At 65.3% G+C, this 11,127-nt stretch carries 9 protein-coding genes; 5 read left to right on the top strand and 4 right to left on the bottom strand.

The genetic code is table 11. The annotated features are described in order from the left end of the window. Positions 1-2: 2 nt before the first annotated feature. Positions 3-1,385 (bottom strand): MFS transporter, encoded by a 1,383-nt coding sequence (locus LL962_RS10500; protein WP_228316854.1) that lies wholly within the window; start codon positions 1,383-1,385, stop codon positions 3-5. Between the two features lie 157 nt (positions 1,386-1,542). Between LL962_RS10500 and LL962_RS10495 the strand changes: the two genes are divergently transcribed. Then, entirely contained in the window at positions 1,543-2,127 is a 585-nt protein-coding gene (locus tag LL962_RS10495) for a gluconokinase (RefSeq protein ID WP_228316853.1), read from the top strand. A 629-nt stretch (positions 2,128-2,756) separates the two neighbouring features. After that, positions 2,757-4,505, top strand: coding sequence for an outer membrane protein assembly factor BamB family protein (locus LL962_RS10490; RefSeq protein WP_228316852.1), 1,749 nt, complete (start codon positions 2,757-2,759; stop codon positions 4,503-4,505). Between the two features lie 190 nt (positions 4,506-4,695). On the opposite strand, the gene LL962_RS10485 is transcribed toward LL962_RS10490, so the two are convergent. From LL962_RS10485 to LL962_RS10475, 3 genes are read right to left on the bottom strand one after another with little or no spacing between them, the layout of a single operon-like run. Further along, complete coding sequence (locus LL962_RS10485) at positions 4,696-4,920, bottom strand: hypothetical protein (protein ID WP_167395406.1); 225 nt, start codon at positions 4,918-4,920, stop codon at positions 4,696-4,698. Continuing rightward, positions 4,901-5,350 (bottom strand): 3-dehydroquinate dehydratase, encoded by a 450-nt coding sequence (locus LL962_RS10480; protein WP_228316851.1) that lies wholly within the window; start codon positions 5,348-5,350, stop codon positions 4,901-4,903. The genes LL962_RS10485 and LL962_RS10480 overlap by 20 nt, the downstream gene beginning before the upstream one ends. 10 nt (positions 5,351-5,360) lie before the next feature. Then, a complete protein-coding gene (locus tag LL962_RS10475; RefSeq protein ID WP_228316850.1) occupies positions 5,361-5,786 on the bottom strand; it encodes a hypothetical protein in 426 nt (141 codons plus the stop codon). A gap of 262 nt (positions 5,787-6,048) precedes the next feature. Here LL962_RS10475 and LL962_RS10470 point away from each other — a divergent pair, with 262 nt between their 5' ends. Genes LL962_RS10470 through LL962_RS10460 form a run of 3 tightly spaced genes read left to right on the top strand, consistent with a single transcriptional unit; the run spans position 6,049 to position 10,965 of the window. Then, positions 6,049-7,728: a J domain-containing protein gene (locus LL962_RS10470; protein ID WP_228316849.1), complete on the top strand. Its 1,680-nt coding sequence runs from the start codon at positions 6,049-6,051 to the stop codon at positions 7,726-7,728. Positions 7,729-7,756: 28 nt separating this feature from the next. Further along, on the top strand, positions 7,757-9,448 hold the full coding sequence (locus tag LL962_RS10465; RefSeq protein WP_228316848.1) for a molecular chaperone HscC: 1,692 nt from the start codon (positions 7,757-7,759) through the stop codon (positions 9,446-9,448). Next, positions 9,445-10,965, top strand: a complete 1,521-nt coding sequence (locus LL962_RS10460; protein ID WP_228316847.1) for a hypothetical protein — start codon at positions 9,445-9,447, stop codon at positions 10,963-10,965. Before LL962_RS10465 ends, LL962_RS10460 begins: the two co-directional genes overlap by 4 nt. The last annotated feature ends 162 nt before the right edge of the window (positions 10,966-11,127 follow it).

Raw genomic sequence — 11,127 nt, 5'->3', positions numbered from 1 at the left:
GATCAGGAATGCTCCGGTTCATCGCGCTTGCGCGCGGCAAGTTCTTGCTGGATGCGGTGCAGGAGGCCGTCGTCCAGCGGATAGAAACGCATGGTCCATGCGGCCAGCAGCGCGACCGCCCCGGGAATCACGGTCAGCAACAGCACGATGCCGGTCAGCGAGACGTTCGACTGCGCGCTGTTGGCGACATAGCCCATGCCGGCCAGCACCCAGGCGATGCCGGCCGATGCCAGCGCGCCGCCGAGCTTCTGCGAAAACGTCGCCGCTGCGAAGGTCATGGCGGTCGCGCGCCGCCCGGTGCGCCATTCGGTGTAGTCGGCGCTGTCGGCGTACATCGAGAATGCCAGCGGTGATTTCGGCCCCAATGCCACGCCGATCAGCGCGTTGAGCACGAAGATCGCCCACACCGCATCGGCGGGCACGAAGAACATCAGGCAGCTCAACACGCCGACCACGGCCATCAGCACGGCCATCAGGCGGCGTTTGTCCCAATGCCGGGTCAGCAGCGGGGTGATCGCCGCACCCACCGCCAGCGACACCGAATAGCTGCCCAGGAACAGGCCGGTGAGATCGGGCCGCTGCACGTAGTACTTGAGGTAGTACACGCCGGCGCCGCCGCGCATGACGATGGTGATCATGATGATCAGCGACAGCACGAACAGCACGCACCATGGCTTGTTCTGCACCAGGTCGGCGATGTCGCGGCCGATCGGCGTGCGCTGTTGCGGCGGCGGCTGCACGCGTTCGCGCGTGGTCAGCGCCACGGTGACGAACAAGGCCACCGCCACCGCGCCGTACAGCATCATCGTGCGCTGCCAGCCCAGCGCATCGTTGCCACCGCCGAACCAGGCCACCAGGTCCAGCGTGCAGTAGTTGACCAGCGTGGTGCCGGCGAAGGCCCCGATGAAACGCAGGCTGATCAGGCTCGTCCGCTGGCCACTGTCGGCGGTGATCACGCCCGACAACGCCGAGTACGGAATGCTCACCACCGTATAGGCCAGCATCATCACCAGGAAGCTGAGCGTCGCCCACCACATGCGCCCATGCTGGTCCAGGTCGGGCGTGGTGTAGGCCAGTACGCCGGTCAGCGCCATCGGCACCGCGCCCCACAGCAGATACGGACGGAACTTGCCCCAACGGCTGCGCGTGCGATCGGCCAGCGCGCCCATGGCCGGATCGGCGATCGCATCGGCGATCTTGGTCAGCAGGATCATCGTGCCCACGGCCGCGGCCGGCAGATGCATGGTGTCGGTATAGAAGATCAGCAGGAACGAGCCGATGTTGGCCCAGTACAGGTTCAGGCCCAGGTCGCCGGCGCCGTAGCCCAGTTTTTCGCGCCAGCGCAGGCGTGCGGATACGGGAGACGGTGCGGGTGATGACGTCATCGACAGACCTTCGGATGCGTTGTACCCGGCCGGGCACGCCGTTACGCTGGGTGCCCGCTCACCTGGCAAGGAGCGCCGACGCTACACCACGCATCGGCTGCCGCCAACGTGAAATCCGCTCAAATGCCGAATCGATCCGGAGATATAACCTGACGTAATGGACACCGCCGCACTCGCCACACCCGCGTCCGCTTCGCCCCTGGCCATCGTGGTGATGGGCGTGTCGGGCAGCGGCAAGACCACCATCGCCCAGGCCCTGGCGGCGCATTACCGCTTCCGCTTCCTGGATGCCGACGACTATCACAGCGTGGCCGCACGCGCGCAGATGGCTGCCGGCCAGCCGCTTACCGACGCCATGCGCGTGCCATGGGTGGAACTGCTGTCGGCCACCTTGCGCGATTGCGTGCAGGCCGGCGAATCGGTGGTGCTGGCGTTTTCCGGCCTGCGCAGCTCGCACCGGCAATTGCTGCGCGGCAGCGGCGTGCCGATGCGCTTCGTGTTCCTGCATGCCGCCCCGCAGGTGATCGCCGCGCGACTGAGCGCGCGCGCCGGCCACTTCATGCCCGCGACCTTGCTCGACAGTCAGCTGCAGACGCTGGAATTGCCGCTGGACGAAGCCGATGTGGTCTCGGTGGATGTGGATGCCACGGTGGCGGAAGTGGTGCAGGATGCGATCGCGCAGTTGGCGCTGATCGCTCCCGCTGCAGCGCATACCGCCGCGCCCTCGCCTCAAAGCGCATAACGCGCCTGATAACGCAGCCGTACATGCCTAATCCCTTCTCCCTGCGGGAGAAGGTGCCCCGAAGGGGCGGATGAGGGTACGTACGAAGCCTCGTGTCCCTTCTCCCTGCGGGAGAAGGTGCCTCGAAGGGGCGGATGAGGGTACGTGCGAAGCCTCGTGCATTTTGACGACACAGAAGCTCCGCCCCCTACCCTCACCCCAACCCCCGCTCCGCGCCACGCGTTTGCAACGCGGGCGCTCCAAGGCACGCCCCGGTGGCGCGCAAACCGTGCCTTCTCGTCCCGCTGGAGAGGGGTGGTTTCAACACAGTGGCCAACCCCACAAGGTGGCGCAAAATTTCCTGGTTACTTTTTGCATACCATTGATTTTCGGGCAGATACGCGTGCACCGCGGCCAATCATTTTTCCTATCGCAATGGCTGCAGATAGTGATGAATCATCACCATTTGTGCGATTAACGAACGAGCTGAACAAAAATTTTCCGAGCTGGTTTAACCAGATGCAGGCAGACCCGACCGTTTCGTGAACGCGCGCATCGCGCATCGCTTGCTCGGTCACCGCAATCGGCGATCTTCATGGGCGCAGATCCGGGGGGATCCAGCGCTTCCTTCCATCAATGGACACGCCGTGATGACCAACTCCAATCGCCGCATGTGGTTTTGCAGTTTGACGCTCGCTCCCTGCCTGCTCGCCAGCGCAATGGCTTTTGCCCAGTCCGCCGCCACGACCGCCACGACCGCCACTGCCGCCCAGCCGCCGGTGTCGTCACTGGACACCGAGGCGTTCGCACGCTCCGGCCAGGTCTGGCGCAGTTTCGGCAAGGACCTCCCGTTCGCAAGCCCCACCAACTGGGCCACTGCCGGTGGCGGCTACTTCAACACGCGCTTCGCGCCCGGCGAATGGAAGATCAACCGCAGCACTGTCGGCTCGCTCAAGCCGGCATGGACCCTGACCACCACCGGCGACATCTCGGCCACGCCCAGCGTCGAGGGCGGCACCCTGTACGTTCCCGACTGGGGCGGCAGCCTCTACAGCGTGGATACGCAGACCGGCAAGCCGAACTGGCAGGCCAAGCTGTCCGACTACACCGGCAATACCAATTCGGTCACGCGCAATACCCCGGCCATCAGTGCCAGGAGCATCATCGTCGGCGACCAGGCTGCCGGCACCCTGCTGGCGATCGACAAGAAGACCGGCAAGCTGCTGTGGAAGACCACGGTGGAGGCCAACCTGCAGGCACGCATCACCTCCTCGCCGGTCATCTACGGCAACCGCATCTACGTCGGCGTCTCGTCCGGCGACTGGGGCAATCTGCAGCCGAACCACACCTTCAGCTTCCGCGGCAGCGTGGTGGCGGTGGATCTGAACACCGGCAAGAAGCTGTGGCAGTTCTACACCGTGCCGGAAGGCTATACCGGCGCTGCGGTCTGGGGGCAGGTCGCCATCGACCCGATCAGCCGCCGCCTGTACTTCGGCACCGGCAACAACTACAACATCCCGCAAGGGGTGGGTAACTGCGTCTCCAATGCGCGCTCCTATCGCGGCGGCCAGCTCACCGTGCAGGACGAACTGGATTGCATGGCGCCAGACAACTACGTCGATTCGGTGATCGCCCTGAACCTGGACAGCGGCAAGCTGGCCTGGGCGCACCGCCTGCAGGGCTACGATGCCTGGAACCTGTCGTGCATCGTCGCTCCCACCAACGGCCTGTGCCCGAACACCCAGGCCAGCAACCTCACCGGCCCGGATTACGACTTCGGCGGCGCCGGCGTCAATCTGTTCTCCGCCCGCCGCAACGGCAAGTTGCAGCAGCTGGTCGGCGCCGGGCAGAAGAGCGGCATCTACTTCGCACTGGATGCCAAGACCGGGGCCACCGTGTGGTCCACCCAGGTGGGCCCGGGCGGCACCACCGGCGGCGTCGAATGGGGCACCGCGGTGGACCCGTACAAGTCGCAGGTGTATGTGGCCATCAACAACAGCTCCAACGCCACCTATACGTTGGGACCTGCCAATGTCCAGAGCCACAATGGCGGTTCGTGGGCGGCGCTGGACGCGGCCACCGGCAAGATCAAGTGGCAGGTCAAGGTGCCCGGCATCAACCGCGTCAACCCCAACGTACCGGCCGGTGGCCAGGGCTCGCTGACGGTGTCGCCGAACCTGCTCTATGCCGGCTCGATGGCGGGCAACATGGTCGCCCTGGACACCGACACCGGCGCGACGCTGTGGAACTACGACGCCGCGGGCTCGGTGATCAGCTCCCCGGCCGCCGTCGACGGTGCGCTGTACTGGGGCGCCGGCTACGGCCGCTTCAACTTCGGCACTCCGGCCACCAGCAACCAGCTGATCAAGTTCGTGCCGAACGGCAGTGCGGGCAGGTAAGCCTCAACACCGCTGATCTGCGCAACGATGCGCAGTTCGCCCAGCACGACGACGCCACCTTCGGGTGGCGTCGTCGTGTCCGCGGTTTTCAGGATGGCCGTGCACGATGCGGTGGACGACGGGTAGCTGCGTGCTGATGGGGAACGGCGACAGCGGCACGTAACGGCCGCGCAGCGGTAGCGGCATGCCCCTACAAGCGCGTCACCTGGCACAGCCGGATCTGCCCGGCTTCCAGTCCATGCACCTCCGCGGCACGGCGGCGCAAGGCGTACACCAGCCCTGCCGCGTCCAGCTCGCCGCCGCGCACGTCCACACTGTGGGCCAGCTGCCCCCACAGCACCGGCCGACCGTCGCAATAGCCCTCGTAGTCGACGAAGTAATGCAGCTGGCGCGACTCAGGTTCCGACGTGGACATCGCCCTGGATCTCCGTGCAGCCCAGATGTTCCAGCGCGATCTCCAGCCCGAGCAGATAGCTCTGCGCGCAATAACCGCGCACCGTGGCCACCCGCTGGGTAAAACCGTCCGGCAGGCAACGTTCGGGCCGGTCCACACTGTCGTCGTGGGCCTCCACGAAGGGGTACGGCAGTGCGCCGAGGAGACGGTGCAGGCGCGTGCTCTCCACGCAACTGCCCGGATCGATCAGCGCGATCTCCATCCGCGCCTGCCCGGCCACGCGCAGGGCATCCAGCAGTTCCTGCTCCGACCCGCAGGCACGCAGGGCCACGGTCTTGCCCGCATCGCCGGCGCATTGCACCAGCTGGCGGATCACCGCCCGCGGCAGCGGCTGCGGCCCACGCACCAGCGGCGACGATGCCTCCGGCCCACGTATGATCATGATCGACATGGCGGCGCCCTCAAGCCGCCACGCGCAGCGGCGCGTGCAACGACGGCAGGCAACGCGCCGCGATCCCCAGCGACACCGCATACGCGCGCGGCGTATCGTGCGGCGCGATCACCACCGCCAGCGGCGCATGCTGCGGATGCAGCCACGGCTCCAGCTCCTGCCCCGCATCGGCATGCAGTTCGATGTAAGGCGTGGGCAACGCATCCACCGCCGCGCGCAAGGCGCTGGCACAGCTGCGCTCGGACAACGGCAGATCGCCAGAGTCCAGCAGCACCAGCTCCACCTCGGTATCGCGGCCGGCTGCGTGCAGCCCGGCAATCAAGGTCTGCACATCGGCGCAGGCCAGCGTACGCAACACACGTCCGGCGCATTCGGCCTGCATCGGCGCCCGTTGCGCCGGATCAGCCTGCGGGCCTTGCAAAATCAGGATACACATCGTGTTGGGCTCAACGCACCATGGTGCGGGAGTGCCAAGGTAGGTCTGGAGGGCATAAAGGAGCTATTCGCGCCTCAGGGTGTGGCATAAAGAGTGCGTAATGGCTGCACTCATCAGTTCATTCAAGTCTTATCCACCCCGTAGGCAGCACCGTAAAGTTTGGAAGCCACCGGTCGATAACGCGTGATTGGAGCCGGGAGCAGGTCAGGATGGAACGCGATCACCCCATCGGGGTTGCAGGGTTGCAATGATGAGCTGGGCAATGGAAGCGCTGGGTCTGTCAGCGGATGCCGATACGCGCGCGATCAAGCGCGCGTATGCCGCCCGCCTGAAAACAACTCGTCCGGACGATGATCCGGCGGCATTCCAGCAACTGCACGAAACCTACCAGGCCGCATTGGCTTACGCAGCATGCATCGAGCGAGCTGACGAAGTTGACGCTGACGAGACGTGGGCAGGCGCGCAGACCGCCGCATCGACGGCAGAAGCGCTACCAGCAAGCCAGTCTCAGAGGAATCAAGCACCGCGCTCGCTGGCTGCATATGTCCACGACCCTGCCCTTGAGGCAGAGATCGAGCGCTGGCGCGAGAGCACGCACGTACCGGACTGCGCGGCACGCATCCTGGCCGCAGCGCAAGACATGCCCGACCAGAGTTTTTCCGCATGGTTGAGCGAGCTACCGGAGTGGTGGTCGCTGGAGCTGCGTCCGCAGATTGGCCAGGCTCTGGCAGACCTCATCAAGAGCCGATGCTTACCAGTCACCGATGCGACTTTCGATCTGCTGATCACAAGTTTCGGAGATGATCCCGACGCGGATGCCTCCCATGTGCTGTGGTCCGCGCGCTTGCTCGATGTTGCCCTGGACCAGCCGCCAGACTCCTTAGAACTCTGGATGCAGAGCCATGCTGACACTTGGTCAGACTACCAGCGCTTCATGATCAGCCTCCACGTAGCGCACGCGCTCGGTACTCAGCGCCCATCGCTACGCCTGGCGACCATCGATACGCTGATGAAGGCCTTCGGCTGGCAGGCGCAAGAGGACGATGACAACGTCGCCTGGCTTCAGGCAGCACGCAGGACTGCACGCAAGCAGGAACTGGCGCTAAGGCGGGAGTCGGCGCTGGCACTCGATGGCGATGCCGAAGTGCTTGCCTATGAGTTGACGGTGGCTGGATGGGACGGGATGACGCCGCAGTGGGCGGCTGCACTGCGCTCACGTCTGGCACGGCCACCCTCGCCATGGCGCTCCCTGGCGACCGCGCTCCTACCGGCAAGGCCTGCATGGATGTACCGCTTCTGCAGCATCGTGCAGCGGTGGTTTCCACACCAGTTACCCGAATCAGTGCATCCGCAGAATCTGCGTTTCTGGATACAGATCGGTAACCCGCAGCGCCCACACGGGCGTCAGTTGGGCTTGGGCCTGGCGCGAGGGCTTTGCGTTGCCGCCCTGCTTGCCATCGGCTCCGGCTTGTTGGCGATCCTTTCGACCGTTCATCCCGACACTGAGAACGCAACCTGGGCGTTCCGTAGCATTGGATGGGGTTTGGGGGGCTGGAGTGCGCTGGTACTCGTCCACCTGGGTGCGCGGTGGCAGGTGCGTAGACTCACGCCCGGCACGCACAAACACATCGCGCACCGCTGGTTGTTGCCTGCGACAATGACTGCGGGCATTGCCGGCATAGCAGGTGGATTGGGCGATGGCGTGGTGGGGGCGGCCATGGGCGCGGCCTTGATCTGCATGGCGCTGTACCGCGTCATGGGGCGCATGGTTCCGCCACCGGCAGTCAAGGCGCCACAATCGCTCATCATGTCGGGGACTATCGGACTCGCATCGGCGGCAATGGGTGCGAGCCTGTGGCCCGGATTGGCCGTCGCGCTATTCCTTTGGCTGGTGTCGCTTGTCCAAGACGCGCAGCACGACGACCTGTCCGTACTCAACTAGAACTTCATAGACGCTAAAGGATTCCGTCATGATCGTAGGCATCGACCTCGGCACCACCCACTCGCTGATCGGAGTGCATGATGCCGAGGGTGGGAGGTTGTTTTCCAACCCGCACGGCAGCCTGCTGACACCGTCGGTGATCAGCATCGCCGACGATGGCAGCCTGCTGGTCGGCCAACCGGCCCGCGAGCGCCTGGTGACGCATCCACAGCACAGCGTGGCGGCGTTCAAGCGCTGGATGGGTAGCTCACGCGAGACCACGCTGGGTGGGCGCAGTTTCCGTCCGGAAGAGTTATCAGCGCTGATCCTACGCTCGTTGATCGCCGACGCCGAAGCGGCACTAGGCAGCAAGATCGAAGAAGCCGTCATCAGCGTACCGGCGTACTTTTCCGATGCGCAGCGCAAAGCCACGCGCGTGGCCGGTGAACTGGCGGGAATCCGGGTCGAACGGCTGATCAACGAGCCCACCGCCGCCGCGCTCGCCTACGGGCTGCAGGAACGCGGCGGCGAAGGCCGCGTACTGGTGCTGGATCTGGGAGGCGGCACGTTCGACGTGTCGTTGCTGGAGATGTTCGACGGGGTGGTCGAAGTCCATGCCAGTGCAGGCGACAATTTTCTGGGAGGCGAAGATTTTCTCGAGGTACTGCTGGAGGGCTTCTGTACCGAGCATCGCCTCGATGCGAGCAAGCTTGCCCCCGGCGACAGTGCGCAGCTGCGCCGCCGTCTGGAACAGCTCAAGCGCGAACTGAGCACCCAGACGCAGGGTGCCATCAACCTGAGCATGGCAGGGCAGAGCTATGCCTGGGAGATCGACGAAGCGCGCTTTGCGCAACTGGCCGAGCCGTTGTTGCAGCGGATGCGCACACCGATCGAGCGCGCCTTGCGCGATGCCAAACTCAAGCCGTCGGAGCTGGACGATATCGTGCTGGTCGGCGGAGCGGTGCGCATGCCGATGATCAGCCGGCTGGCCACGCGCATGCTTGGTCGCCTGCCGTTGCGTCATGTCAACCCGGATCACGCCATCGCGTTGGGGGCTGTGGTCGCCGCGGGCCTGAAGAGCCGCGACGAAAGCCTGCGCGAAGTCGTGCTCACCGATGTCTGCCCATACACACTGGGCACGCAGGTCGCACGTCAGGGCAACGACGGCCAGGTGCGCTCCGGCTACTTCCATCCCATCATCCCGCGCAACAGCGTGGTGCCGGTCAGCCGCGAGGACCGCTTCTACCCGATCAACGAGCAGCAGACCCAGGTCATCATCGATGTCTACCAGGGCGAAAACCCGATGGTGGAAAAGAACATCAAACTGGGCGAACTACGTGTTCCACTCGACCCCAAGCGCGCGCGCAGCGAGCAAGGCGTGCTGACGCGCTTTACCTATGATGTGGATGGGCTGTTGCAGGTGGAGGTGATCGAAGATGCCACCGGTAGGCGGCACGAATTGGTGCTGGAACAGAATCCCGGACTGCTCGATCGCGAAGAAATCGTGCGCCGGCTGCAGGCCCTGCAAGACCTGAAGGTGCATCCACGCGACCAGCAGCAGAACATCGCACTGATGGCACGGAGCGAGCGCGTCTACGAGGAATACATCGACGCGCGGCATCTGGTACAACAGTGGATGGTGCAGTTCCGGGAGGTGCTTGAGAGCCAGGATCTGGAACGCATCGAGCGCCACCGCCACGAACTCGCGCAAGCATTGGACGAACTGGAGGCGCGTGCATGAACTGGGCGCTGGATGCGCTGGGGCTGGATGACGATGCAGACACGCGTGCGATCAAGCGGGCTTACGCGGCACGCCTGAAGCTCACCCGCCCGGACGACGATCCGGCCGGGTTCCAGCAGTTGCATGAGACCTATCAGGCCGCGCTCGCCTGGTCGCGTTACCGCGCGGAGACAGCGGCGGCCGAGGAAGCCGATGAGCCGCAGGATGACGGCATGTCTGATGCTGGCGTGGGCAGTGTTCGGCCCGCCGCGTCGCCGCTGGCCGCGCACTCTCCCACACCGGACGTCCAGCCCGCTGACGCGCTTTGGCCCGAGTCCGCGCAGCCGGATGCAACACCCCGACCCGTCCCGGACATTGCTGCCGACTGGAGCGCGCCGCCGCAAGCACGGCAGCCGGATGTCGACGTGGAGCAGGTGCAGCGACGCATCCTGCAGCAAGCCTGCGCGGTGGACGCGCAGGAACTGCAGCGATGGCTGCTGACGCAACCGGAACTATGGTCATTGGAATTCAAGCCACAGATCGGCAGCGCCTTACAGCGCTCTCTGCTTGGCGAGAGTCACGCGCTTATCGCAGACAACTACGATGTGCTGGCGGGCTTCTTCGACTGGGAGCAGGCGCTGGATGCGCCCGATCCCTATCTGGTCGAACAGGTGCGTACACGTATGCATCGCCGGTGGTTGCTACAGCCGGCCGGTCACGCCCAACTGGCCAGGGAGCTGCAGCGCTGCGGCGATGCCTCCGCATCGGTGCCTCAGGTACGCAGGATGCTGGAATGGCTGGCGCCAGCAGAGCCGGAAGGTACTGCCCTTGCCACGATGCTCTGGCCCGGACGCGCCGGCCGGGTCCGCCGCCTGCTCGATCTGATCGGTTATGTCCCGGGCGGCAGCAAGCCGCCACCGCCAGTGGATCGGGAAAGCGCTCTGCGCTGGTATATGGCCAGCCAGCGGGACATGTTCAACCCGATGATCGCCGCGCTGGGATTGATGCGCAGTGCCATCGTCGGTGTGGCGTTCCTGCTGCTGTGCCTGCTGTTGGCAATGGTCGACCACAATCCGACACCGGGCATGTCTCCGGTCTTGAAGGTCGGACTCTGGGGCGCAGTGATCAGTGTCGCCGGCTGGGTCGCGTGGTACGCCCTGACCTCCCTGCTGCGTTGGCAATGCCGGCCGGAGACCGACCCGCGGGTGGAGCATCCCTGGCTGCAACGTCTGTTCATTCCTGCCATCGGCGTGCTTGCGGGGGCGTTGATCGCCGTCGGCCTGAAACAGGCCGCAACCTTCATCGCCTTGCCCTTGCTGTTGATCGCACTGCTGCGCTGGATACGTCGGGGCGGCAAGACATTCCGGTTTCAGTGGAGCTGGGGCTGGGTGTGGGCCGCGGCGATCTGCGCAAAGGGCGTCTTCGTGGGCATCGGCTTTCTGATCCTCTTTCCACAGATCGCGTTGCTGGGGACTGCGATCGCCTGGGGTGCGGACCTGATCTCGCACTGGAGTGCGCGCAGAAACGCAGCGCATTGACCGACCCTGGCGCGCATCGATGCCAGCCTGCCGTCTCGAACGGCAGGCGGCGGCAGCGTCGATGCCTGCGCTGGCGCCGCTTCGTGCCGGGCCATCGATGGTCCGGCGCACCACGGCCGGCGGCGGTGCGCCGGAGCTTCGACGCGCGGCACTGCCGAGACG

This window comes from Xanthomonas sp. NCPPB 1067 (genome assembly GCF_020783795.1).
GTDB classification, from domain to species: domain Bacteria; phylum Pseudomonadota; class Gammaproteobacteria; order Xanthomonadales; family Xanthomonadaceae; genus Xanthomonas; species Xanthomonas melonis.
The sequence above is the reverse complement of the archived record's forward strand: the minus strand, read 5'-3'. Positions and strand labels throughout refer to the sequence as shown.